This window comes from Pseudomonas sp. Z3-8, assembly GCF_051131975.1.
GTDB lineage: Bacteria > Pseudomonadota > Gammaproteobacteria > Pseudomonadales > Pseudomonadaceae > Aquipseudomonas.
Map to the genome: position 1 here is coordinate 1632034 of NZ_CP071643.1, position 24999 is coordinate 1657032.

21 protein-coding genes and 1 pseudogene are annotated in these 24999 nt (G+C 61.6%); 17 read left to right on the forward strand and 5 right to left on the reverse strand.

The features are described from left to right. Window positions 1-8: 8 nt before the first annotated feature. From J3P94_RS07695 to J3P94_RS07750, 12 genes and pseudogenes are all read left to right on the forward strand, one after another. Entirely contained in the window at window positions 9-1388 is a 1380-nt protein-coding gene (locus tag J3P94_RS07695) for a cobyrinate a,c-diamide synthase (RefSeq protein WP_434572437.1), read from the forward strand. Further along, a complete protein-coding gene (bluB, locus tag J3P94_RS07700) occupies window positions 1385-2035 on the forward strand; it encodes a 5,6-dimethylbenzimidazole synthase (RefSeq protein ID WP_434572439.1) in 651 nt (216 codons plus the stop codon). The genes J3P94_RS07695 and bluB overlap by 4 nt, the downstream gene beginning before the upstream one ends. After that, window positions 2032-2940, forward strand: coding sequence for an adenosylcobinamide-phosphate synthase CbiB (gene cbiB / locus J3P94_RS07705; RefSeq protein ID WP_434572441.1), 909 nt, complete (start codon window positions 2032-2034; stop codon window positions 2938-2940). The genes bluB and cbiB overlap by 4 nt, the downstream gene beginning before the upstream one ends. After that, the gene (gene cobD, locus J3P94_RS07710; RefSeq protein WP_434572443.1) at window positions 2933-3925 is read left to right on the forward strand and encodes a threonine-phosphate decarboxylase CobD; all 993 of its coding nucleotides are present in this window, start codon (window positions 2933-2935) and stop codon (window positions 3923-3925) included. Before cbiB ends, cobD begins: the two co-directional genes overlap by 8 nt. Next, the gene (locus J3P94_RS07715; protein WP_434572445.1) at window positions 3922-5373 is read left to right on the forward strand and encodes a cobyric acid synthase; all 1452 of its coding nucleotides are present in this window, start codon (window positions 3922-3924) and stop codon (window positions 5371-5373) included. Before cobD ends, J3P94_RS07715 begins: the two co-directional genes overlap by 4 nt. A gap of 123 nt (window positions 5374-5496) precedes the next feature. After that, on the forward strand, window positions 5497-6018 hold the full coding sequence (gene cobU / locus J3P94_RS07720; RefSeq protein WP_434572446.1) for a bifunctional adenosylcobinamide kinase/adenosylcobinamide-phosphate guanylyltransferase: 522 nt from the start codon (window positions 5497-5499) through the stop codon (window positions 6016-6018). Then, window positions 6015-7070, forward strand: coding sequence for a nicotinate-nucleotide--dimethylbenzimidazole phosphoribosyltransferase (gene cobT / locus J3P94_RS07725; RefSeq protein ID WP_434572448.1), 1056 nt, complete (start codon window positions 6015-6017; stop codon window positions 7068-7070). The genes cobU and cobT overlap by 4 nt, the downstream gene beginning before the upstream one ends. Further along, a complete protein-coding gene (gene cobC, locus J3P94_RS07730; protein ID WP_434572450.1) occupies window positions 7067-7642 on the forward strand; it encodes an alpha-ribazole phosphatase family protein in 576 nt (191 codons plus the stop codon). The genes cobT and cobC overlap by 4 nt, the downstream gene beginning before the upstream one ends. Window positions 7643-7644: 2 nt before the next feature. Beyond that, entirely contained in the window at window positions 7645-8376 is a 732-nt protein-coding gene (locus tag J3P94_RS07735; protein ID WP_434572452.1) for an adenosylcobinamide-GDP ribazoletransferase, read from the forward strand. A 151-nt stretch (window positions 8377-8527) separates the two neighbouring features. After that, window positions 8528-10735: a hypothetical protein gene (locus J3P94_RS07740; protein WP_434572454.1), complete on the forward strand. Its 2208-nt coding sequence runs from the start codon at window positions 8528-8530 to the stop codon at window positions 10733-10735. After that, window positions 10648-12165 (forward strand): annotated as a pseudogene (locus J3P94_RS07745) (autotransporter outer membrane beta-barrel domain-containing protein); the annotation flags it as partial. The gene J3P94_RS07740 and the pseudogene J3P94_RS07745, both read left to right, overlap by 88 nt. 144 nt (window positions 12166-12309) lie before the next feature. Further along, entirely contained in the window at window positions 12310-15834 is a 3525-nt protein-coding gene (locus J3P94_RS07750; protein WP_434572456.1) for an RHS repeat domain-containing protein, read from the forward strand. Between the two features lie 39 nt (window positions 15835-15873). Here J3P94_RS07750 and J3P94_RS07755 read toward each other — a convergent pair whose 3' ends face one another. Together J3P94_RS07755 and J3P94_RS07760 are read right to left on the reverse strand one after the other, a co-directional pair. Next, window positions 15874-16608, reverse strand: coding sequence for a response regulator (locus J3P94_RS07755; RefSeq protein ID WP_434572458.1), 735 nt, complete (start codon window positions 16606-16608; stop codon window positions 15874-15876). 54 nt (window positions 16609-16662) lie between these two features. Next, the gene (locus J3P94_RS07760) at window positions 16663-16938 is read right to left on the reverse strand and encodes a response regulator transcription factor (RefSeq protein ID WP_434572460.1); all 276 of its coding nucleotides are present in this window, start codon (window positions 16936-16938) and stop codon (window positions 16663-16665) included. 302 nt (window positions 16939-17240) lie between these two features. Between J3P94_RS07760 and J3P94_RS07765 the strand changes: the two genes are divergently transcribed. The 3 genes from J3P94_RS07765 (at window position 17241) to J3P94_RS07775 (ending at window position 19639) form a co-directional block, all read left to right on the forward strand. Next, complete coding sequence (locus J3P94_RS07765) at window positions 17241-17645, forward strand: MarR family winged helix-turn-helix transcriptional regulator (protein ID WP_434572461.1); 405 nt, start codon at window positions 17241-17243, stop codon at window positions 17643-17645. A 60-nt stretch (window positions 17646-17705) separates the two neighbouring features. Continuing rightward, window positions 17706-18905 carry an MFS transporter gene (locus tag J3P94_RS07770; protein ID WP_434574125.1) on the forward strand — a complete coding sequence of 400 codons (1200 nt, stop codon included), beginning with the start codon at window positions 17706-17708 and terminating at the stop codon, window positions 18903-18905. Between the two features lie 182 nt (window positions 18906-19087). Continuing rightward, window positions 19088-19639 carry a glutathione peroxidase gene (locus tag J3P94_RS07775; protein ID WP_434572462.1) on the forward strand — a complete coding sequence of 184 codons (552 nt, stop codon included), beginning with the start codon at window positions 19088-19090 and terminating at the stop codon, window positions 19637-19639. Window positions 19640-19729: 90 nt separating this feature from the next. Here the strand turns inward: J3P94_RS07775 and J3P94_RS07780 are convergent, their stop codons facing one another. The 3 genes from J3P94_RS07780 to J3P94_RS07790 all read right to left on the reverse strand — a co-directional run bounded on the left by J3P94_RS07780 (window position 19730) and on the right by J3P94_RS07790 (window position 22128). Then, a complete protein-coding gene (locus tag J3P94_RS07780; protein ID WP_305499461.1) occupies window positions 19730-21004 on the reverse strand; it encodes an OmpP1/FadL family transporter in 1275 nt (424 codons plus the stop codon). 144 nt (window positions 21005-21148) lie between these two features. Then, window positions 21149-21631 carry a hypothetical protein gene (locus J3P94_RS07785; RefSeq protein ID WP_434572464.1) on the reverse strand — a complete coding sequence of 161 codons (483 nt, stop codon included), beginning with the start codon at window positions 21629-21631 and terminating at the stop codon, window positions 21149-21151. Window positions 21632-21903: 272 nt separating this feature from the next. Then, complete coding sequence (locus J3P94_RS07790) at window positions 21904-22128, reverse strand: hypothetical protein (protein WP_007898912.1); 225 nt, start codon at window positions 22126-22128, stop codon at window positions 21904-21906. A 948-nt stretch (window positions 22129-23076) separates the two neighbouring features. Between J3P94_RS07790 and J3P94_RS07795 the strand changes: the two genes are divergently transcribed. Continuing rightward, entirely contained in the window at window positions 23077-23400 is a 324-nt protein-coding gene (locus J3P94_RS07795) for a sel1 repeat family protein (protein WP_434572466.1), read from the forward strand. A 175-nt stretch (window positions 23401-23575) separates the two neighbouring features. After that, on the forward strand, window positions 23576-24964 hold the full coding sequence (gene rmuC / locus J3P94_RS07800; RefSeq protein ID WP_434574127.1) for a DNA recombination protein RmuC: 1389 nt from the start codon (window positions 23576-23578) through the stop codon (window positions 24962-24964). Window positions 24965-24999: the final 35 nt, after the last annotated feature.

The window sequence follows — 24999 nt, forward strand, 5'->3', positions numbered from 1 at the left end:
ATGCTTCGATGACCAGCCGCCACTGTCCGGCGGTGTTGATTACCGCGCCGGCTTCCGGCCAGGGCAAGACCACCGTCACTGCGGCGCTGGCACGGTTGCATCGCAACCAGGGGCGCCAGGTGCGTGTGTTCAAATGCGGACCTGATTTCCTTGATCCGATGATCCTTGAGCGCGCCAGTGGCGCAGCGGTCTATCAACTGGATATGTGGATGGTCGGCGAGCAGGAAAGTCGCCGACTGTTGTGGGAAGCCGCCGCCGAAGCGGACCTGATCCTGATCGAAGGGGTGATGGGGCTGTTCGACGGCACCCCGTCCAGCGCCGACCTGGCGCGCCACTTCGGCGTGCCGGTGCTGGCCGTGATCGACGGCACCGCCATGGCCCAGACGTTCGGCGCCCTGGCCCTGGGCCTGGCCCGTTATCAGCCGGACTTGCCGTTCGCTGGCGTACTGGCCAACCGGGTCGGCACCCTGCGCCACGCGCAATTGCTCGAAGGCAGCCTGACCGAAGGCCTGCGCTGGTACGGCGCGCTCTCGCGAGAAACCGGCATCGAGTTGCCGAGCCGCCATCTCGGACTGGTCCAGGCCAGCGAACTGAATGACCTGGACGTTCGCCTCGACGCAGCGGCCGAAGCATTGGCCAGCAGTTGTGAAGTGGCGTTGCCGCCCCAGGTCGAGTTCGCCGCGCCCGAACTCACAACCGTTGAGCCGTGGCTCGACGGTGTGCGCATCGCCGTCGCCCGTGACGAAGCGTTTGCCTTCACCTATGGCGCCAGCCTCGATCTGCTGCGGGCCATGGGCGCGCAACTGGCCTTCTTTTCCCCTATTCATGACACCGAACTCCCCGAGGCGGACAGCCTGTATCTGCCTGGCGGTTACCCGGAACTGCACCACGTTGCACTGGCGCGGAACGTGCCGATGCTGACGGCGATCCGTGCCCACCACGCAGCCGGCAAACCGCTGCTCGCCGAATGCGGTGGCATGCTCTACCTGCTCGATTCATTGACCGACGTCGAGGGCACTCGCGCCGAGCTGCTCGGCCTGTTGAGCGGTGAAGCGCAGATGCAAAAGCGCCTTGCGGCCTTGGCGTTGCAATCAGTCGAGCTGCCGGAAGGCACCCTGCGCGGGCATACCTATCATCACTCCTTGACCAGCACTGAACTCGAGCCGATCGCCCGTGGGCACAGCCCGAACGGTGGGCGAGGGGCTGAGGCGGTTTTTCGCCTGGGGCGGATGACGGCTTCCTATGTGCATTTTTACTTCCCGTCCAATCCCGGGGCGATTGCCGCGTTGTTTGCGCCCGACCCTGGGGCCGTCTTCGCGAGCAGGCTCGCTCCCACAGGGGACCGCGATTCAAATGTGGGAGCGAGCTTGCTCGCGATGAGGCCATGACTGACAACGCCTTTACCCAGGCCGAACGCGAAGCCGTCTACCGCGCCATCGCCGAACGCCGCGACATGCGCCACTTCAGCGGTGGCACCGTCGAGCCAGCGTTGCTGCGCCGTCTGCTCGAAGCCGCGCACCAGGCGCCCAGCGTCGGGCTGATGCAACCGTGGCGCTTCATCCGTATCAGCGACCGCGCCTTGCGTGGGCAGATCCAGAGACTGGTGGAAGAGGAACGCATCCGTACCGCCGAAGCCCTGGGCGAGCGCAGCGATGAATTCATGCAGCTCAAGGTCGAAGGTATCAATGACTGCGCCGAGCTACTGGTGGCGGCATTGATGGACGACCGCGAGCGGCACATATTCGGTCGCCGGACCTTGCCGGAAATGGACCTGGCCTCGCTGTCCTGCGCCATCCAGAACCTGTGGCTGGCGGCCCGCGTCGAAGGGCTGGGGATGGGCTGGGTGTCGCTGTTCGAACCCCAGGCCCTGGCTGACCTGCTGGGCCTGCCCGCCGGGGCCAAGCCGTTGGCGGTCCTGTGCCTGGGGCCGGTCGAAGGCTTCTACCCGGCGCCGATGCTTGCCCTTGAAGGCTGGGCGCAACCGCGTCCGCTCACTGAACTGCTGTATGAAAACCACTGGGGAGTGCGCCCATGAGCGTAGCGTTGGTCAGTGCCGCCGCGGTGGCGCTGGATGCGCTGCTGGGTGAGCCCCGGCGTTGGCATCCGCTGGTGGCGTTCGGCGGCTTTGCCGATCGCATCGAACAGCGTTTCAACTCCGGCGGGCGTGGCTGGCGCAGCCATGGGGTGACGGCGTGGGTGATCGCCGTGGTGCCGCTGACCTTGCTCGCCACGGCCCTGTCCTGGGCACCGATGATTGGCTGGCTGGTGGAAATTCTGGCGCTTTACTGCGCCCTCGGCCTGCGCAGTCTCGGCGAGCATGTCGAGCCGGTGGCCCGGGCGCTGCGCAGCGGTGAGCTGGACGAGGCGCGTCGACGCGTCGGTTACCTGGTCAGCCGCGAAACCGCCGAGCTGGACGAAACCGCCGTTGCCCGCGCCGCCACCGAGTCGGTCCTGGAAAACGGCAGCGACGCGGTGTTCGCCGCGCTGTTCTGGTTCGCCGTGGCCGGCGCGCCTGGCGTGGTGTTGTACCGGTTGAGCAATACCCTCGACGCGATGTGGGGCTATCGCAACGAGCGCTTCGAGCGTTTCGGCTGGGCGGCGGCGAAAATCGACGACCTGCTCAACTACATTCCCGCGCGCCTGGTGGCGTTGACCTACGCTGCGCTCGGCAAGACCCGCCTGGCACTCAAATGCTGGCGCAGCCAGGGGCCGACCTGGGACAGCCCGAATGCCGGGCCGGTGATGGCCGCCGGTGCCGGCGCGCTGGGTGTGGAACTGGGGGGCGCGGCGGTGTATCACGGCGAACTGCATCAACGCCCGCCATTGGGCGAGGGCGTGCCGGCGAGTGCCGATTCGATTGACCGAGGCTGGCAATTGGTCCAGCGCGGCGTATGGTTATGGCTGCTGATTCTCTGCCTCGGAGCCGAGTTTTATGCTTGAGCATGGTGGACGACTGCGCAACGCCGCCCGGCAATACGGGATTGCCGAGGCCGACTGGCTCGACCTGTCCAGTGGCCTAGCGCCCTGGCCGTTCGAGATCCCGGCGATTCCAATGCGCGCCTGGGCGCGCCTGCCCGAGACCGACGATGGTCTGGAACAGGCCGCTTGCGACTATTACGAAGCGACGCATGTGCTGCCGGTGGCCGGTTCGCAAATGGCCATCCAACTGCTGCCGCGCCTACGCCGAGCGGGCAAGGTCGGGGTCCTGTCGCCCTGTTACGCCGAACACGCCGAAGCCTGGCGCCGCAGCGGCTACATCGTGCGCGAAGTGCTGGAAGCGGAAGTGGATTTTTTCCTCGACAGCCTCGACGTGCTGGTGGTGGTCAACCCGAACAATCCCACCGGCCTGAGCCTGGACCCCGGACGCCTGCTGGATTGGCATGCGCGGCTGGCCCAGCGGGGTGGCTGGCTGGTGGTGGACGAGGCGTTCATGGATATCACGCCGCACCTGAGCCTTGCCGCCTACGCCCATCAGGTCGGCTTGATCGTGCTGCGCTCGTTCGGCAAGTTTTTCGGCCTGGCCGGAGTTCGCCTCGGGTTCGTCCTGGCCGAGCGACGCTTGCTCAAGCTGCTCGCCGAACAGGTCGGGCCGTGGGCCGTCAGCGGGCCGACGCGGATATTGGGCCAGGCGTGCCTGTTGGATACCGAGGCACATACTCGCCAGCGCCAGCGTTGCGAGGAAACGAGTCAGCGCCTGGCGCTGCTGCTCGAACACCGCGGCTTCAAGCCCCACGGTGGCTGCGGATTGTTCCAGTGGCTGGTTACCGAGCACGCCCGGACCCTTTATGACTTCATGGCTCATCGCGGCATTCTCCTGCGGCTGTTCATCAACACCAGCAGTCTGCGCTTCGGACTGCCGGCCGATGACGCAGAATTCCTGCGTCTCGAACAGGCTTTCGAGGCCTATGCCAAGGACATTCAATGACCACCTTGATGGTGCAGGGCACCACCTCCGATGCCGGCAAAAGCACGCTGGTCACGGCGCTGTGCCGCTGGGTCAGGCGCCAGGGCGTGAGCGTGGTGCCGTTCAAGCCGCAGAACATGGCGCTCAATAGCGCGGTGACCGCCGATGGCGGCGAAATCGGCCGGGCCCAGGCGGTCCAGGCCCAGGCTTGTGGCCTCGAACCGCATACCGACATGAACCCGGTGCTGCTCAAGCCCAACAGCGACACCGGTGCCCAAGTCATCATCCATGGCCGCGCCGTGACCAGCATGAACGCCGTGGCGTATCACGATTACAAGGCCATCGCGATGCAAGCGGTGCTGGCTTCCCATGAGCGTTTGCGCGCGGCGTATCCGGTGGTCATGGTCGAGGGCGCGGGGTCGCCGGCGGAGATCAACCTGCGTGCCGGCGACATCGCCAACATGGGTTTTGCCGAGGCCGTCGATTGCCCGGTGGTGCTGATCGCCGACATCAATCGCGGCGGCGTCTTCGCCCACCTGGTCGGCACCCTGGAATTGCTTTCGCCGAGCGAGCAGGCCCGGGTCAAAGGTTTCATCATCAACCGTTTTCGTGGCGACCTGGCGTTGCTGCAACCCGGCCTGGATTGGCTGCAAGCGCGCACCGGCAAACCGGTGATTGGCGTGCTGCCCTATGTGCTGGACCTGCACCTGGAAGCCGAGGACGGTCTCGATCGGCGTCAGGCCGACAAGGCCGAACAGGTACTCAAGGTTGTGGTGCCGGTGCTGCCGCGCATCAGCAACCATACCGATTTCGATCCGCTGCGCCTGCACCCGCAGGTCGACCTGCAATTCATCGGCCCCGGCCAGACCATCCCGCCGGCTGACCTGATCATCCTGCCCGGTTCGAAAAGCGTGCGCAGCGACCTGGCCTACCTGCGCGCCAACGGCTGGGAGACGGCGATCAATCGGCACCTGCGCTACGGCGGCAAGTTGCTGGGCATCTGCGGTGGTTTGCAGATGCTTGGCCGGCAGGTTCACGATCCGCTCGGGCTGGAAGGCGAGGCCGGTTCGAGTGCCGGGCTGGGCCTGCTGGACTTCGAGACGACGCTGGAGCATGAGAAGCAGTTGCGCAATGTGCGCGGGCGGTTGGCTTTGGAGGATGCCGAGGTCAGCGGCTACGAGATCCATGCGGGTGTGACCACTGGCCCGGCCCTGGAAAACCCTGCGGTGACGTTGGACGGCGGCCGTTGCGACGGCGCCCGAAGCCTCGACGCGCAGATTTTCGGCACCTATCTGCATGGGCTGTTTGAAACGCCAGCGGCGAGCAGCGCGTTGCTGCGCTGGGCGGGTGTGCAGGATGTCCAGGCGGTGGATTACCACGGGTTGCGCGAGCGGGATATCGAGCGGTTGGCGGACTTGGTGGAGCGGCATCTGGATACCGGGGTGTTGCGTGAACTCTGTGGGATGTGAGGTGGCCGGGCTGACCTCATCGCGAGCAAGCTCGCTCCCACATTGGAATGCATTTCAAATGTGGGAGCGAGCTTGCTCGCGATGGCGCCAGTCGCCACACCGGCAGATAGAAGGTAATGACCCATGCTGCAACTGATCCTCGGCGGCGCCCGCTCCGGCAAGAGTCGCCTGGCTGAAAAACTCGCGGCGGGCACCGGCTTGGCGGTGACCTACATCGCCACCAGCCAACCCCTGGACGGCGAGATGAACCAGCGTGTCGCCCAGCATCGCGCCCGGCGCCCGGCAGAGTGGGCGCTGGTGGAGGAGCCGCTGGCGCTGGCGCAGGTGTTGCGCGAAACCGCCGCGAGCGAGCGCTGCCTGCTGGTGGATTGCCTGACCCTCTGGCTGACCAACCTGTTGATGCTCGACGATGCCGACCGACTGGCCGCCGAGCGCGAAGCCCTGCTGGACTGCATCGGCGCGCTGCCCGGTGAAATCATTTTTGTCAGCAACGAGACCGGCCTGGGTGTCGTGCCGCTGGGCGAGCTGACTCGCCGTTACGTCGATGAAGCCGGTTGGCTGCATCAAGCCTTGGCCGAACGTTGCCAGCGCGTTGTGCTGACCGTCGCCGGCCTGCCCCTGACTCTCAAAGGTACTGCGTTATGAATCACCGCTGGTGGCTGGATCCGTGCAAGCCCGTTGATAGCCAAGTGCTGGAGCAAGCCACGGCGCGGCAACAACAACTGACCAAACCGGCCGGCTCCCTCGGGCGCCTGGAGTCGGTGGCGGTGCAGCTGGCGGGCCTGCAAGGGCAGGTCAAGCCGAGCCTTGAACAATTGTGGATCGCGATTTTTGCCGGCGATCACGGTGTGGTGGCCGAAGGCGTCTCGGCCTATCCCCAGGAAGTGACCGGGCAGATGCTGCTCAACTTTGTCAGCGGCGGCGCGGCTATCAGCGTGCTCGCGCGGCGGTTGGGCGCTTGCCTGGAGGTCGTCGACCTGGGCACCGTGACGCCTTCGCTGGACTTGCCCGGCGTGCGGCATTTGCGGGTCGGCCCGGGCACCGCCAATTTCCTGCTGGGCCCGGCCATGACCCTGGCCCAGGGTGAACAGGCCCTGCAAGCCGGACGCGACAGTGCCATGCGCGCCGCCGCCAGCGGCACGCAACTGTTCATCGGTGGCGAGATGGGCATCGGCAATACCACGGCGGCCAGCGCGCTGGCCTGTGCCTTGCTCGATTGTCCGGTGGCGCATCTGGTCGGGCCGGGCACCGGGCTGGATGCGGCGGGTATCAGCCGCAAGGTCCAGGTCATCGAACGCGCCCTGGCCGTGCACGGTGGGTCGAACGGCGACCCGCTGCAAACGCTTTGCAACCTTGGCGGGTTTGAAATCGCCGCGTTGGTCGGCGCCTATCTGGCCTGTGCCCAACAAGGCATCGCCGTGCTGGTGGATGGCTTTATCTGCAGCGTCGCGGCCCTGGTGGCGGTGCGGCTCAATCCGGCGTGCCGGCCCTGGTTGTTGTTCGCCCACCGTGGCGCCGAACCCGGACACCGCCACGTACTGGAAACCCTCGCTGCCGAACCGCTGCTGGACCTCGGCTTGCGCCTGGGCGAGGGCAGCGGGGCGGCGCTGGCGGTGCCGTTGTTGCGTCTGGCCTGTGACCTCCACGGGCAGATGGCGACCTTCGCCGAAGCGGCCGTGGCGGATCGCCCGGCATGACCTTGTGCCTGGACCTGTTGCGCCATGGCGAGACCGAACTGGGCGGCGGGCTGCGCGGCAGTCTCGACGACGCCCTGACGCCACGAGGCTGGGAACAGATGGACGCGGCGGTCGCAGCGGGCGGGCCGTGGGATCGGCTGGTGAGTTCGCCCTTGCAGCGCTGCGCGCGTTTCACCGAACAGTTGGGTGCGCGACTTGGCTTGCCGGTGCACTTTGACAAGGACCTGCAGGAATTGCATTTCGGCGCCTGGGAAGGCCGCAGCGCGGCGGCATTGATGGAGACTCACGCCGAGGCGCTGGGGCGGTTCTGGGCCGACCCCTACGGCTTCACGCCGCCGGAAGGCGAGCCAGTGCTCGAATTCTCGGCGCGAGTGCTGGCGGCGCTCGAACGCTTGCATCAAGCCTACGCCGGGCAGCGCATCCTGCTGGTCAGCCATGGCGGCGTGATGCGGCTGCTGCTGGCCCGCGCCCGCGGCCTGCCGCGCGAGCAATTGCTCAATGTCGAAGTCGCCCACGGCGCGCTGTTTTCTCTCTTGGTGGCGTCCGGTCCAGTCCTCGAAGAGGCGGTCTGAAGATGTTGCCTTTCTGGATCGCCCTGCAATTTCTCAGCAGCCTGCCGGTGCGCTTGCCGGGCATGCCCGAACCTGCGCAACTGGGTCGTTCGCTGCTGTTCTATCCGCTGGCAGGGGTGGTGTTCGGCGGCTTGCTCTGCGGGCTCGATGCCTGGTTGTCAGGCGCACCGTTGCTGCTGCATGCGGCGCTGCTGCTGACGGCCTGGGTGTTGCTCAGTGGCGGCCTGCACCTCGATGGCCTGGCGGACAGCGCCGATGCCTGGCTCGGCGGCTTTGGTGATCGCGAGCGTACGCTGCTGATCATGAAGGACCCGCGCAGCGGACCGATCGCGGTGGTCACCCTGGTGCTGGTGCTGTTGCTAAAATTCAGCGCGTTGCTGGCGCTGATCGAACAGCAGCAGACCTTGGCGCTGCTCATCGTGCCGGTACTTGGGCGTGGTGCGTTGCTGGCGCTGTTCCTCACCACGCCCTATGTACGCGCCGGTGGCTTGGGCCAGGCGCTCGCCGACCACCTGCCACGCCGCGCCGGTTGGCAGGTGCTGTGCGCCGTTGCGCTGGGCTGCGTGCTGGTGGCGGGCTGGGCCGGGCTGGTGGGGTTGATCGTCGCGGCGCTGGGCTTTATCGGCTTGCGCCGGATAATGCTGCGCCGCTTGGGCGGGTGCACCGGAGACACGGCGGGGGCCTTGCTGGAACTGCTGGAGATGGCGGTGCTGGTGGCCTGGGCATTGAGCTAGTCGGCATTCATTACCGCGACCAGAGACAGATTTACATACCGGCTTACATGTCTCTGCGAGTTATCCACTTACCCTATAACTATGTATGTCATCCGCCGCTTCATGGCTCGATAGGCTCGATGCTTTATCAAGCACAATACGGATGACATCAATGTCTGTTCTATCTGAAGAAAACGCTGGGGCATCGCTTGCCGCCGACGCAGATCCGCTCTCCATCGCCGCTGTGACGAGTCGCGTCGAATATACCGGCCAGCTCGAACCGGACAACCCCGGGCAAACGCGCCAGGACAGCAGCCTTGAAACGCAGTGGATCCGCCAGCTCGTTGCCTGCTACCCGGGTGAAATACCGGGTAGCCTTGCTCATCCCATCACCCCTGATACGCTGATACCGGTAATGTACTGGAGCACGCTGAGTACTTACCAGAACGGCACCGAACACATCGATCTGGTGCCTCTGTGGATGCTGGCATCTGGTGAGAAGGCTTTCTTGAGGACCTACCTGTCCACGCCGCCGGACGACGCCGAACTCGAGACGACGCTGCTGGGCAGCGCACAGGCCCCTTATCGCTGGCACATGAAGATATTCTGGGGCGATGAACAGAGTGCCGGAACCTTCAGCGACTATAACCGCAAGCAGCTGGCAGATGCGGTCCCAGCCGATGTCCTCGGCGCCCTGGCGGGGCTCAACGACGGGTTGCTGCAGGCGATCAGGCAAGGGATGCCACGCAGCTATAACGGATTCGCCAGCCTGGCAGTCGGCATGGATTGCGGGACGTTGGAGCAGGAACTGCGATCAGAGGCCGACGATACGTTCAAGCGACCTGGACGTCAGCCCAGGTCTGTCTATGATCAAGTGCTGGAGCCTGTCAGCCTGTTGCCCAACGGTCTGCGGTTCCGTCCCCACAAGTTTGCCGGGCAGTGGTTGTCCGAACGAGGCCTGAGCAGCAATGCACAGGTTCGAGTTGATTACCATGAAGTCGAGACGATCGATTCGGCTTCCGCAAAAAAAAGCGCACCGGTGTCGCTGCTTCACGTCGTCACCCAGGGTTTTTTGAGCACTCACCAGAGCAAGGACAAGTTCTACTCGTCTGCCGCTTCGGCGCGCGAGGGCTGGCGTTATCCGCATATCAGCCAGATGACCGTTGACTTTTCGTCACTTCAGGTCAACGGCAGAGCCTTGGCGCCGGAGCTTCTGCGACAACTGCAAGAAGGTGTCCCACCAGGTTATCAGGGCCCCGGACAATCTCTGATCACCGACGTGGATGAGCAAGGCAAGCTGCTCGGGCCCCAGGAAAAAGCGCGGCTCAGGCAGATGGAATTGCTGGACCTCAACCAAGTGAAACTGGCCCGCCTGTTTGCTGGTCTGCCGACATTCGACTCGGCGCTCAAGAACCTGCTGGTCCGCATGCTTGGTGAGAAATTTGAGGTACGCCAGTTTCACGCTTCGCTGCCAGCACCTATCGATCCGGACAACTGCTACGTCAATCACTTCGTCACTGACTCCAGCGGTGGACGCTCGCTGACCTCCTCGCAAAGTTTCACCGAGGTAATCCAGGACTGTTTACAGCGTGATGCGCCGCCCCGTTATCTATTGGGCGAGGTAGGTTTTTTCAGGCGCCCGGATTCCGTGTCGGAGGAGGACAGCGTATTTGCTGATCCGGTGGACGCGCAGGTCCTACGGACCATGGAGTCGGTCTTCTACTTCCCTCCGCCGGCAACCAATGTATCCGTAAGACGTCAGTTGCGTGATGATCTCACCAGCTTCCGCAACAGCCGCACATGGGGTTACTTGCTCGAACCGCCAAGGCCGTCCTCCGCCGAAGCGGCCTTGGCGTATCTGCTTGCCCAGCGGTTCCAGCATCTTCTCAATCTATACAGAGCGGACCAGGAGCCGGCCACCCAGCTGACCCGAAGTGCACGGGTCCTGCGGGCTGAGGAGGATCGCCTGCTGGACCTCATTACCACTCACCCTTCCTTGGCAGCCAGAAACGATTTGGTGCGCATGCCCGTACCCCATGTTTACGCGGTCATGCTCGATACGGGCAGCGCGACAGCGCAGAAATGGCCCGCCGCGATGGTGATCAAAGTACCTGATCGACGTTCATTGTTTCTCTATTCCCTGGAGGGTGGGATACAACGATTCGGTTCTTTTCAAGCGTTGGTCTCGAACGTGCACCCTCTCTACAAGGGGCAGGAATGCACCATCCGGGATATTTCCACGCAAGTGTCAGAGCAAGTGTTTGAAGTAGCCGGGACATCTGGATGGGCACGGCAGAGATCCTGGTGGGCAATCGTTCCACCCTGGCAGGGGGAAACGGCAAGGTCCTGGAGGTCAAGGGAGTCTCGACCGCCAATATGATCATCGATAACAGCGATGTGAACGGCGATATCAGTGTGGATGTCGGCGCCACCGCCAACATCACCTTGCAGAACCAGGCAATTTTTACTGGGCGGCTCGACAACGTTGCCAGCCTTGCGGTGAATAGCCAGGCGCAGTGGAACATGGTCGATAACGCCAGCATCGGCGACCTGTCCATGAATGGTGGTACGGTCCAGTTCGGCAGCCCGACCGAGTTCTACAAGCTCTCGGTTGCCAACCTTTCGGGCAGCGGCCTCTTTGTCATGGATGCCGACCTGGTCACAGGGCAGGTCGATACCCTTGAAGTCACCGGTACCGCCACCGGCAGCCACAGCGTGCTGATGGGCAGCAGCGGCGCCGAGCCGACCAGCGCAAGTTCCATTCCGGTGATCCACATCGGCGCCGGCGATGCGCAATTTTCGTTGCTCAACGGGCCGGTGGATCGCGGGGCGTTTTCCTATGAGCTGGTAAAAAAGGGCGATCAGGACTGGTACCTGGACACCACCACAAAAGTGATCAGCCCCGGCACCCGATCCGTACTGGCCCTGTTCAACACCGCACCGACCGTCTGGTACGGCGAACTCAGCACATTGCGCACGCGCATGGGCGAGGTGCGGATGGACAATGGCAAGGCCGGCGGTTGGATGCGCGCCTACGGTAACAAGTTCGATGTCGACGCCAGCTCCGGAGTGGCCTACACACAAACCCAGCAAGGCTTGTCGTTCGGTGCCGACGCCCCATTGCCATTCGGGGATGGCCGGTGGCTGGTGGGCCTGCTGGGTGGCTACAGCAAGTCGGACCTGGATTTGAGTCGCGGCACCAGCGCCAAGGTCGACAGCTATTACGTGGGTGCCTACACCACCTGGCTGGATGAGCCCAGCGGTTATTATTTCGACGGTGTCCTCAAGCTCAACCGGTTCCAGAACAAGTCCGACGTGCAACTGAGCGATGGCAAAAAAACCGAAGGGCGTTACGACAACCATGGGGTCGGCGCCTCCCTCGAATTCGGCCGCCATATCAAGCTGGCGAACGATTACTTCATCGAGCCTTATACCCAACTCTCCGGGGTGATCATCCAGGGCCAGGATTACGATCTGGACAACGGCCTGAAAGCCGAGGGCGACCGTACGCGTTCACTGCTCGGCAAGGCCGGCGCCACTGTCGGGCGTGACTTCGATCTGGGCGATGGCCAACGGGTGCAGCCTTACCTGCGCGCGGCCTATGCCCATGAGTTTGCAAAAAATAACGAGGTACAGGTCAACGAGGTCATGTTCAACAACGACCTGTCCGGCTCGCGTGGTGAGCTGGGGGCGGGCATTGCCGTGAATCTCAACGACAAGGTGTCGATTCACGCCGATCTCGACTACAGCAAGGGACACAGTATCGAGCAGCCGTGGGGTTTCAATTTTGGTGCTCGCTATCGCTGGTAAGGGTCTGAAGAGGTACCCGGGAACATCATCGTTCCCGGTTGATACCGCCGCCGATGCCTCATCGCGATAAAACAGCAACTGACGAATCTGCGGGGAACACCTCCGCAGTTGTTTTTTCTGCCTGTTCTTGATGAGGAAGCCAGTATGTTCAAGTTTCTCGCGTCGTTGAATAAACGCTTCATGCCCGAAAAAAACATGGTCGATCTGGAGCCTCCCACCGCTGTCGGCGTGCTGCCGCCGATTCCGGGTGGCGAAGAGAACCTGTTGCCCAAGGATGCCTGGCAATGGCCATTGCGTATCGAGTTTCCCCTTTGGAGCGACGCTGCTCCAAAGGACGGGAAATACGATACGGTGGAGTTGATATGGGATGAAAATGAAGCCGAACCCGTGGCTACAAAACGTTGGGAGGGGCCTCTCGAACCTGACAGTCCGCCTGCGGATCTGTGGCTGGAAGTTCCAGTTGCCAAGCTGGATGAGGGCATCCACCGCGTGTATTACCAGTTGCATCCCTGGAACAGTTCGACCCCTCGTCGATCCGTGCCGATCAAGGTCACTATTGATAAAACGCCTCCTCAATTGGCCTTTAACAATGTTGTGTTGATCGACCCGACCATTGTCGAAGATGGCCTCTCCCAACAATACCTCATCGACAACAACGGGATCGTGGCCGTGAGCGTTCCCACTTACCTCGAACCGGCCCCCGGTGACCGTATCGTCTGCGCCTGGAAAAACGAGGATAACGGCCAGCAACGGGAAGTATCCAGGACGCTTACCAAAGACGACTACGAAGAATTCCAGTTTCAACTGGAGTTCGACGAAGCGCTCATTCGCGACATGGGCGACGGGCCGCGTTCGATCTCCTATCGGGTCTTTGATCGGGCCGGCAACGAATCGCCTGAAACCACCGAGGAGCTGCTGGTCGGAGCGAATCCGAAGCGCAGCGTGACCCGCATCTTCAACCGCTTCCATTTGCTGGTATCACAGACGACTCTCCAGGGCACACACCAGCAGATTCTCAGCAATCGTTATTATGTGGACGATGACCCCAAGGCGCCTTTCGACCAGCAGCCACGCCAATGTCAGCTTCTGAAGGAAGCGACCACACGCTGGGAACTGACGGATGACCCACGGGTATTGCGCGAGGATGTCGAACTGAGCGAGTACGACATTCATGGCAACCAGACCTTGAGTGTCCAGGCCAGCGGCGTTACCGAGACGACGACTTACTACCCGGCCGAGGGCGTTGTCGGCCAGTGCCCGAAGGATCCCTACGGGTTTGTCCGGCATGTCGAGCAAACAACCACCACGCCGACCACCGATCCGTTGCGTGTCCCCGACGTGCAGGCCGGCGCGCCAACCCTACGGACCCGCTACCGTTATATCGAGCTGCCAACGCTTGCCAAAAGCGACATCAAGGAGCCCTGGGCAGTTGTCGCCGAGCAGGCCCTTTATCAAGTCGACCAGGCGGACGTCTTGCTGGAAACCACCCGCTCCGGGTATTTCGACACGCCGCTGGATCCTTTGATACATGGGCTCATTCAACTGGAAACTGTCGAGCGGGTTGGCGCAGATCAATCGTACGTCTCGACGACGGGTTATCAGTACAGCATCAAGACGGATGAGGAAAAGGCCAGGAAGAACAAGACGGACAAGGCTTCAGAGGTGCTCTTGGGTGAAACCGCGTTCGCCACTACCGAGACCTTTACCGGACATGACAGCCTGGTCAAGGTCGTCAGTACGGAGCGTTCGCTGCTCAACGGCGAGCCCCTGCTCAGCCAGGACAAGGACATCCGCATTCGTAACACCTACGATGCCCTGTTGCGTGTAGTGATGGAAACCGTTGCCCCCGACGATCCTGTCTATGCCGCCACGCGTTCCTACATCTACCGGCTGGTTCGCCCGTCGGACAGCGGCCAGGCGCTGGCGGCCGGGCAGGCTTGGCAGGAGATGGAAAACGTCAAGAAGGTCAAGACCCGTACCTGGTTCGACGGGTTGAATCGGCCCGTCAGCGAGGAGCAGCAAGATTTCGACTTCTCCGCTGGCGAATATCGCGAGACCTACCGGGCGACGCATAACGCTTTGGGGCAGTTGACCGAAGAACACGAAATCGATTGGCTGGAACTCGAACCCTTGGTTTTGAAGACCACCTATACCTTCGATGACTGGGGCGAGCAGTCGAGAAGTACCGATGCAGCGGGCGTTACGCAACACACTCTGCAGGACCCTATCATGTTCACCAGCACAGAGTGGACGCAGGGCATGGGCAAGACCGTCACCACCACCAATCGCCTGGAAAAGCCGGTGAAAGTCGAGCGGTTCGACCTCGCGCAGGCGTCCGTCAGCGTCCATGGCTATTCCTACGATGGCCTGGGCCGTACGGCTCTGGAAAAAAACGCGGCGGGTTACGAGACGTCCTACGTCTACGATGTGTTCGATCGTATGCTCGAAACGACGTTGCCGACGCAGGACAAAGTTGTCCGTGAATACGCCGGCCATAGCCGTGGCGATCTGCCAACGCTGATCAAGGTCAACGACAAGGTCCTCGGCACCCAGGCTTTCGACAGCCTGGAGCGCTTGGTTGAATCGACGACCGGGGGCCGAGTCACCCGACACGAGTACGACACCAGCTACACCAAGGCCAATCGGGTCATCCAGCCCAGCGGCGACGTGATCCATTACGAATATGCCTATGAGCTCACAGATGAACCGCTCACTCGCAAGGCTGTGGCGGGGGAGGCAACCATCCAGCGCCTGCAGGAGGTTCCGGCGCCGATCGAAGCCATTTACGGCTACGATTTCCAAGATGCCCGGCTGCTCAATTCGTCTGAAACCGACATCCAACTGGAACGTACTTACGACGTCCGCGGCGAGATCAAGACGGAAACACGCAAAGTCACTGACGTGGTTGATCCCTATGCCATGACGTACGTCCACAGTCGGCTCGGAAGGATCATCCGGTACTACGATGTGATCGGTCAGGTCCAGTTGTCCGAATATGATCGAACTACCGGCAAGCTGGCCTACACCGAGTTGGGTGTGCCGGGCACTGGCGGCTACGTGAGGAGTGACTTCACCTATAACGTCCAGGGACTGACGGAGCGTATTTCCACCGTTGATGGCTCGAACAACAAGGTGAGCATCCAGCTTGAGTACGACGCCTTGGGGCGCGAAACGCTGCGCACGTTCGATTTCAACGGCGCCCGATCGTGGTTGAAACAGGTCTGGAACAATCTCGACCAGGTCGAACAGCGCGAACTGAGTGAAGGCTCGGCGCCGGGCGAAACGTTGTTGCGCGATGAGAACTATCGGTACGAGCTACGTGGACGACTTGAGGAGTATTGGTGCGATGGGCCCCAATCACCGGTGGACCCGTATGGCAATGTCATTTCGGAGCAAGTCTTCTTTTTCGATGCGCTGGACAATCACGAAGAGGTCCGTACGACCTTTATCAAAGGATCGGCGACCGAAATCAATAAGGCTCAGTTTGAATACACCGGTGAGGATCCGACTCAATTGACTGCGGTGGTGAATTCCCATGTCGATTATCCGGATATCACCTTGGAATACGACGCCAACGGCAACCTGATCAAGGATGAAGAAGGACGAGCCCTTTCTTATGATCTTCTGTCACGTTTGGTCGAGGTGAGTGGGCCCAGCCCGTCGAACTGACGGGGGCTGTTTCCAGTGTCATGTCGTAGAAGCGAGGGCTCAGTTGATCAATCCGCTGACCCGCGCAAACTCCACCAGCCCACCGTCATGGTCAAGCCCCAGCTTGTCCATGGCGGTGCGCTTTTGTCGGCTGATGGTTTTCTCGCTGCGGTTCAGCTGCGCTGCAATTGTCCTGCCCGACAAACCCCGGACAAACAAACGCACCACTTCCAGCTCCCGGTTGGAAAGCTTGGTTGACGGGCCTTTGGATATTGCAACAGGTGAGGGCTGCGCCTCAAGGATGGCCTTGAACGAAGGGCATGCATGGCGGTGCCCCCTGGTGATTTTCAGGACCGCTTGCTTGAGATTGCTCAGCGAGCTGCGTTTGTCGAACAACCCATCCACGCCGGCGTCGAGCAAGGCTCTTAGCACCGAGGGGTTGCGCAACATTGTGATCACCATCAGGGGGCAGTTGGGATAGTGTCTTTTGAGATAACCCATCAAAGTAAGACCGTCGGGAGATCGGCAGTCCGGCATGGAATAGTCACTGATCACCAGGTCGCATGGCGTGCATTTCAAGTGCTCAATCAGCTCATCGGCGTTGTAGGCCCTGGCGACTACTGAAAAGGCCGGGTTCGACAGCGCCATTTCCATACCCATGAGTACCACGGGGTGGTCGTCGGCGAGGATGATGCGTAACGATCGATCAACCGCAGGCCTGTAGGCGATGGGTGCATTGCCCCACGCTTCAGGGCTGGCCGTGTTGCAACTCGGGTACAGGGCATTCAGGGGCATTGTTACCTCGACAGGATTACTTCATCCACACCGCCGTCGAAACCCCGGCCTGCATCAGATCAAGCCTTGCTCCCGGGCGATTTTCCCGGCGAGATGACGCGAGCTGACGCCGAACTTCCGGCGGATGTTATTGAAGTGGTAATTGACGTTGGCTTCGCTGCAGTCGACGATCCTGGCGATTTCCCAGGAAGACTTGCCGATCTCGCTCCATTGCAGGAATTCTTTCTCCCGGTTCGTCAGGCGCACGGCTTGGGTTTCGTTGCTTTCTGCGCCGCGCAGGTGGGTAGAGCCTGCTGGCGAACGACTTGAAACAGTGCTGGCTTGGTACATGATTGAATCTCCCATTCATCATCATTGATGGCGTGGACGCGGTGCTGTCCTGCTGTCGCTTGCACGGCGCCCCCCAAGGCCTGGGCAGGACTGGGGATACCTCCTTATATCTGGATTCAATCCCGGCGAAACCTGTCAGGATTGACAGGTGCGGACTTTAAGCAGGTCACTGGGAAAAGGCTGTCAGGCCGAGGCCATGCCGCTTGTAGGACATATCGCTGGGACTTGCTTGCCGTGTGTTGGGGCAGTGACATTCCTTGAATTAACTTGCGTTAACTTAATCGCGGGTATATACACGCACCATGCTTGCCTCTCAATGTTTGTGCATCAACCTGCGTCGTGCCGCCCGTGGCGTCAGCAGGTACTACGACGGCGCCCTCGACGGCTTCGGGATCAACGTTGCCCAGTATTCTTTGCTGAACAACCTGGCGCGCCTGGACCAGCCGAGCATTTCTTCCCTGGCCGAGGCCATGGGCCTGGACCGCAGCACGCTGGGGCGCAACCTGCGGGTGCTGGAAGGCGAGGGCCTGGTGAAGCTCGCCGAGGGCGAGGATCTGCGTAACCGTATCGTCGAGCTCACCGAGGCCGGACGTGCCCGACTGACGGCGGCGCAGCCGGCCTGGGAAACGGCGCAACAGAAACTGATCGACAAGCTGGGCGCGGAAAAGCGTGCGACCCTGTTGGCCTTGCTGGATGAACTGGCGTGATGCCGGTTCGTCCGCTGATAAGTGGGTATATACCCGCGACCGGAGAACAACATGACATCGATGTGGCGTACCTGTGGTTGGGTCCTGGTGGGCAGTGCGCTGATCCTGGCGTTATCGCTGGGTGTGCGACATGGCTTTGGCCTGTTTTTGGCGCCGATGAGCGCGGATTTCGGCTGGGGTCGCGAGGTGTTTGCCTTCGCGATTGCCTTGCAGAACCTGATCTGGGGCCTGGCGCAGCCGTTTACCGGCGCGCTGGCCGACCGCTTCGGCGCGGCCAAAGTGGTGCTGATCGGTGGCGTTTTATACGCGCTCGGGCTGGTCTTGATGGGTATGGCCGACTCGCCCTGGTCGCTGTCGTTGAGCGCCGGCCTGTTGATCGGCATCGGCCTGTCCGGCACCTCGTTCTCGGTGATCCTTGGCGTCGTCGGGCGGGCCGTGCCAGCGGAAAAACGCAGCATGGGGATGGGCATCGCCAGCGCCGCCGGCTCGTTCGGCCAGTTCGCCATGCTGCCGGGCACGCTGGGTCTGATCGGCTGGCTCGGCTGGTCCGCCGCGTTGCTGGCGCTGGGCTTGTTGGTGGCGCTGATCGTGCCTCTGGTGAGCATGCTCAAGGACGCGCCGGCGCCGCTGTCCGGGCATGAGCAGACGCTGTCGGAAGCGTTGCGCGAGGCCTGCAGTCATTCAGGGTTCTGGCTGCTGGCCGTGGGCTTTTTTGTCTGTGGTTTTCAGGTGGTGTTCATCGGTGTGCACCTGCCGGCCTACCTGGTCGACCAGCACCTGCCGGCCAGCGTCGGCACCACCGTGCTGGCGCTGGTCGGGTTATTCAATATCTTCGGTACCTACACGGCCGGCTGGCTGGGTGGGCGCATGTCCAAGCCGCGGTTGCTGACCGGCTTGTATCTGGCGCGGGCGGTGGTGATCGGCCTGTTCCTCTGGCTCCCCGTGACTACCACCACGGCTTATGTCTTCGGCATGGCGATGGGCTTTTTGTGGCTGTCGACGGTGCCGTTGACCAACGGTACGGTCGCGACCTTGTTCGGTGTGCGAAATCTTTCGATGCTCGGTGGGATGGTGTTCCTGTTCCACCAGTTGGGCTCGTTCCTGGGGGGCTGGCTGGGCGGGGTGGTGTACGACCGCACCGGCAGCTATGACCTGATCTGGCAAGTGTCGATCCTGCTCAGCCTGTTGGCGGCGGCATTGAACTGGCCGGTACGCGAGCGTCCGGTGGCGCGCCTGCAAGCACAGGCCGGTGCCGCATGAGCCGCGTCGGCCCGTGGTTGGTCGCGGCCGGCGCCGCGCTGTTGCTGGCCTTCGCCTGGTGGGGCTGGCACCAGGGCGGGTTGGCGTTGATGCAATTGGGCATGGGTAACTGCTGAACAATGGACGGCGTCGGGCGGGCGGAGTAACGTCCTGGTCTGACAGGCTTTCAAGGAAAATCCGACATGCTGATGCGCTGGCTTGCTGTTCCCACCCTGTTGCTGGCTGCGGCCGGGCAAGTTTGGGCGGCTGATTGTCCGCCGCTGCTGGAGGGCTCGCTGCCCAAGCTGCGGGCCAAGGAAACCATCGACCTGTGCCAGCGCTTCGCTGGCAAGCCCCTGGTGGTGGTCAACACCGCCAGCTTCTGTGGTTTTGCACCGCAGTTCAAAGGCCTCGAAGCGCTGAACCAGCACTATAAGGGGCAAGGGCTGGAAGTGCTGGGCGTACCCTCTGACGATTTCAAGCAGGAGTCCAAGGATGGCGCGGAGACGGCCAAGGTCTGCTACGTCAACTACGGCGTGACCTTCACCATGACCGAGCCGCAGCCAGTGCGCGGCGCGGACGCGATCCCCTTGTTCAGGCACCTGGCCGAACAGTCCAGCGCGCCGAAATGGAATTTCTACAAGTACGTTGTAGATCGCCAGGGCAGGGTGGTCGGCAGTTTTTCCAGCCGGATCAAACCCGACGATCCTGACTTCATCAAGGCAGTGGAAACGGCCATCGCTTCGAAACCCTGACCGCCAGCCACAAAAAAGCCCCGCCTCTTTGCAGAGCGCGGGGCTTTTTTTCGCTTCAGCTGGCGAAGTGTTCAGCTTCGCCGTGAATCATCAGAAGCGGTAAGTGGCACCGACACCAAAACCGTTGGCGCTGTTTTCGTATTCAGCGTTGTAGGCCTGGCCCAGCGCGTTGCTGCGGTTGACGTTGACTTTTTCTTCCTTGAGGTAGGAGTAGGCCACGTCGATGGTCAGGTCGTCGGTCGGGCTCCAGCCGGCGCCCAGGCTGAAGATGGTCCGGTCGCCGGTAGGGATGCGTGGCGAGCGGTCTTCGTTGTTGGCAGGCGACTGGTCGAAGGTCAGGCCGGTGCGCAGTACCCACTGTTTGTTCAACTGATAGGACGTACCGATGGCGTAGGCCCAGGTGTCGTGCCAGTTCTGTTCTTCGGTGATGGTACCGAAGAGGGCTGGGTTCAGGGCACCGCCGCCAGTCAGGTCGTTATCGACGGTGATGTCCTTCAGGCGGCTCCAGCGGGTCCAGGTGCTGCCTGCATAGACGGTCCAGGCGTCATTGATTTCCTGGGTAACCGAGAAGTCCACCGATTCAGGCGTGGTGATGTCCAGCGAAGCGTCATAACGTGCACGGCTCAACAGGAAGCCCGGCGTACCGGCACCCGGGCTCACTTCGGTGTGGCCTTCGAGCTTGTACTTGACCTTGGAGTGGTAGGTCAGGCCGACACGGGTGCTGTCGGTAGCCTGGACCATCAAGCCGATGTTGTAGCCGTAGCCGATGTCATCGCCCTTGATCTTGACGTTGCCGTCGTTAGGCGAGAACGGTGTGGTCAGTGCCGATTCCAGCGAACCGGAGATACGGTTGATGGTCGGGCCGAAACCGATCGATACCTTGTCGTTGAAGGCATAGCTGATGGTTGGCTGGAAAGTCACGACCTTCACTTCGCTCTTGCTGCCGAAGTTGCGGCCCTGAAAGCTGTTTTCATAATCGGTGATCAGGCCGAACGGGGCGTAGACACCCAGGCCGAATGCCCATTTGTCATCGATAGGCTTGACGTAGTAGCCCATCGGAACGCCGGTGAACGGAACCATGTCGCCGTCGTTGGTGCCGGAGCGGGTACCGCTGGCATCGTTGATATCAGTGGACGCGTCGATCACGGCGAAGCCGCCGGTCACTTGCTCGCGCTTGAGGCGCGACATACCGGCAGGGTTGCCAAACACGGTGCTTGCATCATCGGCAGAAGAAGAACGACCCGCGAAGCCAGTGCCCATGCCACTGATGCTTTGTTCGTTCAGGGCAAAACCACTGGCAAAGAGTTGGGTGGATGCCAAGGTAACGGCAAGGCCAAGGGTGGTTTTGAGCATCATTTTTTTCATTGTTAGAACTCCAGGTGATCACCGACGCGAAAATTACCAACATTTTCCTTCAAGCGCTATAGCTTGTATGGCTTGATTTAGAGGGGTTTTGTAGGACAATCCGACCAAATTCACTGAAGTTGTAGGAACTTTCTGATTTTCCATTCAGCAAGCGACCTGATTCAGTGGCGAAACACAGTTTTGCCAGGCACAGGTGAAATCTCGCAGGCGTCCCTGGGGGTGAAAAGTCTGCCGCCAGATCCGCGCCATGCCCAACAGGTCGCCGGCCTCGGGCAGCGGTGTGGCCTGTTCCTCCACCAGCAGCCAGGCGATGGCCGTGGCGTAGCGCAGGTTGACGGTCAGTTCCAGATGGGGACCGCTCAGGAACGCATGCTGGCTCGCCAGGCCGCGTACCAGGCTGGCCCGCTCCGGGTCCAGCGCCAGATAGTCGTCCCATAAGGCTCGGTGGCGAGGTTCGGTGATGCGGTACAGGCCGTGCCCGCGCCGATCGTGCAACGCCGCGCCAAGCCCGGACTGGCTGGCGGCAATGCCCAGCAGCAAGGTCTCCGCCGCCTTGCTGTGACTCCCCAGGTAGAGGAGCGTCGGACGGATCACGTATCGACACAGTTCGCTGGCAGCGATACCCATAAAACCCTCGAGACGGAAAAGGGGCGAAGCCTGAAGATGTGGCCTTGGCAGCAGTGGATCGGTTCAGGCTTCGCCGAAGCGGATCAGGCCGCTTGACTTGAAGTGTAGTGTCATATCTCTGCTGTAAAGGACTGTTTTTAAACCATCTTCATCGAACGGTTATGACGGTTATAGCGCTTTGTACTTAAGCCGTTGCGCTTTATCGAGAAATGCCAGGCAATAAAAAACCCCGCTTTTCGGGGCGGGGTCTTCGGTTTCAGCTTCCGGGCGTCTCAGGCAACCAGTGCCTGGCGGGTACGCTCGATCACGGCCTGCAGCGGTTCTGCGCTGGAGTACTGGTCGGGATACAGGCGTTCGCTATGACGGGCGATGCCGTGTTCGTTTACCAGCGTGAAGCTGAAGCAGCCTTTGCGAGCGGCCATGATCAGGCAGTTCATTGGTGCAAAAGCGTTGGTCAGGGTGCGGATGGCATCCTGGGTATGGATTTGAGTAGACATGTTATGGGTGTTCCTGCAAATGACACGGTTAAGAACCGTGCCGCGTTAAAACGTTCCAGTAACGTCGACCACCATTGGTCGAACGAAGAACCCGACTGGAACAAAGCAGCCAGTTTGAGCGCTATAAAAAGGCGCGCTTGGGCTGGCAGGTAGGTACTTAGGAGGGCAGGCAACACATCAAGGGCAAAGGTTCTGGGCCCGGGGTGAAGATCCTGATCAATTTTGCAGGTTGGTTCGGTCAGAGTAACGGGCCTGGCAGGCACTCTTTTCGTTCGATCAAGTTTGCATTCGATCAAAGGCAGTGCTGACGCAGGATTTACCTGGAAACCATCGAGGGGGTCGGTCTCTTTTTATCGGTGGGGCTGCCCTTGAGGGTGGCTGACCGTGGAGATGTGTTCGACCCGGAATTGACTTTCAGCTTGGTACTAACGCAGCGGATACTAACGGATCGAATCCGCGAAGGGAAGGCCAGTGATCAATAAATATTCAAATCCGACCAGTGGGACGCCGCGCTATGCCTTACGTGGCTGGCGAGCCCGGGCGATCAGCCAAGGCACTCTCCCGGGTTATCCCCAGGTGCCACCTCTGCGAATGCCTCAAAAAGCGCGGCGATATAACCGTTCGCGTGTTACTTGTGCACACTTGCGACGAGGCTTGTCACCGAACTGTCATGTAGGAACATTCTGAGGTGGGTGCCTGTATCCAAAATTTAAGTCAATGAAAAACATCGCTTTTTTTAGCTGGTGAAAAAATCGTCAGTTTGAGCGCAGGCCCCGTTCCACAGGGCTTGCGGCGAGTTCCGGGTAGGTTGTCCACTGAGTTATCCACAGCTTCTGTGGATTGTCCCAACCGCTTGCTCTAGGACGGGCGTGCCGGTTTTTTTCGACTTTACCCGTACGAAAAAAGGAGTAGAGTGGCGCGCCTTCTGACCTGTCACCGTAGTGCGTTATGAAGTTCCGCTCAGTATCAAATCCTGTTACCTCCACACCCCAGGGTGTTACCCCACCCAAGCGTATCTCGATGCGCGTGGCCGAATGGTTACTCGACAGCCCGCGCCTGGGCGACAGCCCCAGCGTCAAGCACCTGGCCGGCCGCCTGCTCAAGCAACCGGCCCGTGAAGGCGTGGTGGCCGCCCAAAGCCGTCTCGGCCAGCTGATGTGCCGCGAATGCGGTAACGCTCGCGACCGGCGCATCGGCCAGGACCTGCTGCGCCAGGCTGCCCGGGCCGGCGATCACCGCGCTCGCCAGGCGCTGGGTGAAATCGAAGACTGAGCTGGGCAACGCCGGGTTGCTTGGTTAACCTTCGGGCTTTATTTCATCCGCGGAAATTGTCATGGCTATGGATTTGACCAGCCTGTTGCTTGGTCTTGCGGGCGCTGCGCTGCCGTTGCTGGCCCTGGCCTGGCATCTGCAACGCCAGGCCAGCGCGGCGCAGACCGAACTCGCCCTGCTGGAAGAACGCCTGGCGACCGCGCACATGGCCCACGACGGGTTGAACGCCCAGCTGGATGCCTGCCGCGACGAAATCAGTGACCTGAGCCAGGCCAATGCCGCCAAACAGGCCGAGCTCGCGGCGGCCAGTCGCGAAGTCGAATTGCTGCAGATCGAGCGCGACAATGCTCGGGACGCGGCCCACGCCTGGAATCTCGAACGGGCCAACAAGGAAGCGGAACTGCGGCGGCTCGATGCCCAGGCGGCTTCGTTGCGCGCCGAATTGCGCGAGCAGCAGGAAAGCCATCAGCAGCGCCTCAACGACCTGCAAGGTTCGCGCGACGAGTTGCGGGCGCAGTTCGCCGAGCTGGCCGGAAAAATCTTCGACGAACGTGAACAGCGCTTCGCCGAAACCAGCCAGCAGCGCCTGGGACAACTGCTCGATCCGCTGAAGGAGCGCATCCAGTCGTTCGAGAAACGCGTCGAGGAAAGCTATCAGGCCGAGGCTCGCGAGCGGTTTTCCTTGGGCAAGGAGCTTGAGCGCTTGCAGCAACTGAACCTGCGCCTGAGCGATGAAGCCACCAACCTTACCCGCGCCCTCAAGGGGCAGAAAACCCAGGGCAACTGGGGCGAACTGATCCTCGAGCGGGTGCTCGAACACGCAGGCCTGGAGAAGGGCCGCGAATACCAGACGCAGGTCAGCCTCAAGGGCCCGGACGGTGAGCGTTTCCAGCCGGACGTGTTGATTTACCTGCCCGGCGATAAACAGGTAGTAGTCGATTCGAAGGTCAGCCTCACGGCTTACCAGCAATACGTCGCCGCCGAAGATGACGCCATCGGCCAGCTCGCGCTCAAGCAGCATGTCGTGTCGTTGCGAGCCCACGTCAAGGGCTTGGCCGGCAAGGACTACAAGCGCCTGGACGGTTTGCACAGCCTGGATTTCGTGTTGCTGTTCGTGCCGATCGAGGCCGCGTTTTCCGCCGCGCTGCAAGCCGAGCCGACCCTGTTCCAGGAAGCCTTTGACCGCAACATCGTGATCGTCAGCCCGACGACGCTGCTGGCGACATTGCGGGTCATCGACAGCTTGTGGAAACAGGAGCGCCAGAGCCAGAACGCCCGGGAAATTGCCGAACGTGCCGGATGGCTGTACGACAAGTTCGTTCTGTTCATCCAGGACCTCGATGAAATCGGCAATCGCCTGCAGCAACTGGACAAAGCCTACAGCGCCGCGCGCAACAAGCTGACGGAAGGGCGCGGCAACCTGGTCAGCCGCAGCGAACAACTGAAACTGCTCGGCGCCCGGGCGAGCAAGAGCTTGCCGACGGAGCTGCTGGAGCGCGCGATGGCGGATGTGGATGGGTTGCCTGAGGTGGCGGAAGAACCCAGCACGGACACCCAAGGCTGAAGTTGAACTCCAGGCCTGAAAGCGAACCCCCGTGG

Bases quoted from the DNA above. Each gene is read 5' to 3' on its own strand.
- J3P94_RS07695 (WP_434572437.1), top strand. From the start codon at position 9: ATGACCAGCCGCCACTGTCCGGCGGTGTTGATTACCGCGCCGGCTTCC.
- bluB (WP_434572439.1), top strand. From the start codon at position 1,385: ATGACTGACAACGCCTTTACCCAGGCCGAACGCGAAGCCGTCTACCGC.
- cbiB (WP_434572441.1), top strand. From the start codon at position 2,032: ATGAGCGTAGCGTTGGTCAGTGCCGCCGCGGTGGCGCTGGATGCGCTG.
- cobD (WP_434572443.1), top strand. From the start codon at position 2,933: ATGCTTGAGCATGGTGGACGACTGCGCAACGCCGCCCGGCAATACGGG.
- J3P94_RS07715 (WP_434572445.1), top strand. From the start codon at position 3,922: ATGACCACCTTGATGGTGCAGGGCACCACCTCCGATGCCGGCAAAAGC.
- cobU (WP_434572446.1), top strand. From the start codon at position 5,497: ATGCTGCAACTGATCCTCGGCGGCGCCCGCTCCGGCAAGAGTCGCCTG.
- cobT (WP_434572448.1), top strand. From the start codon at position 6,015: ATGAATCACCGCTGGTGGCTGGATCCGTGCAAGCCCGTTGATAGCCAA.
- cobC (WP_434572450.1), top strand. From the start codon at position 7,067: ATGACCTTGTGCCTGGACCTGTTGCGCCATGGCGAGACCGAACTGGGC.
- J3P94_RS07735 (WP_434572452.1), top strand. From the start codon at position 7,645: ATGTTGCCTTTCTGGATCGCCCTGCAATTTCTCAGCAGCCTGCCGGTG.
- J3P94_RS07740 (WP_434572454.1), top strand. From the start codon at position 8,528: ATGTCTGTTCTATCTGAAGAAAACGCTGGGGCATCGCTTGCCGCCGAC.
- J3P94_RS07750 (WP_434572456.1), top strand. From the start codon at position 12,310: ATGTTCAAGTTTCTCGCGTCGTTGAATAAACGCTTCATGCCCGAAAAA.
- J3P94_RS07755 (WP_434572458.1), bottom strand. From the start codon at position 16,608: ATGCCCCTGAATGCCCTGTACCCGAGTTGCAACACGGCCAGCCCTGAA.
- J3P94_RS07760 (WP_434572460.1), bottom strand. From the start codon at position 16,938: ATGTACCAAGCCAGCACTGTTTCAAGTCGTTCGCCAGCAGGCTCTACC.
- J3P94_RS07765 (WP_434572461.1), top strand. From the start codon at position 17,241: ATGCTTGCCTCTCAATGTTTGTGCATCAACCTGCGTCGTGCCGCCCGT.
- J3P94_RS07770 (WP_434574125.1), top strand. From the start codon at position 17,706: ATGTGGCGTACCTGTGGTTGGGTCCTGGTGGGCAGTGCGCTGATCCTG.
- J3P94_RS07775 (WP_434572462.1), top strand. From the start codon at position 19,088: ATGCTGATGCGCTGGCTTGCTGTTCCCACCCTGTTGCTGGCTGCGGCC.
- J3P94_RS07780 (WP_305499461.1), bottom strand. From the start codon at position 21,004: ATGAAAAAAATGATGCTCAAAACCACCCTTGGCCTTGCCGTTACCTTG.
- J3P94_RS07785 (WP_434572464.1), bottom strand. From the start codon at position 21,631: ATGGGTATCGCTGCCAGCGAACTGTGTCGATACGTGATCCGTCCGACG.
- J3P94_RS07790 (WP_007898912.1), bottom strand. From the start codon at position 22,128: ATGTCTACTCAAATCCATACCCAGGATGCCATCCGCACCCTGACCAAC.
- J3P94_RS07795 (WP_434572466.1), top strand. From the start codon at position 23,077: ATGAAGTTCCGCTCAGTATCAAATCCTGTTACCTCCACACCCCAGGGT.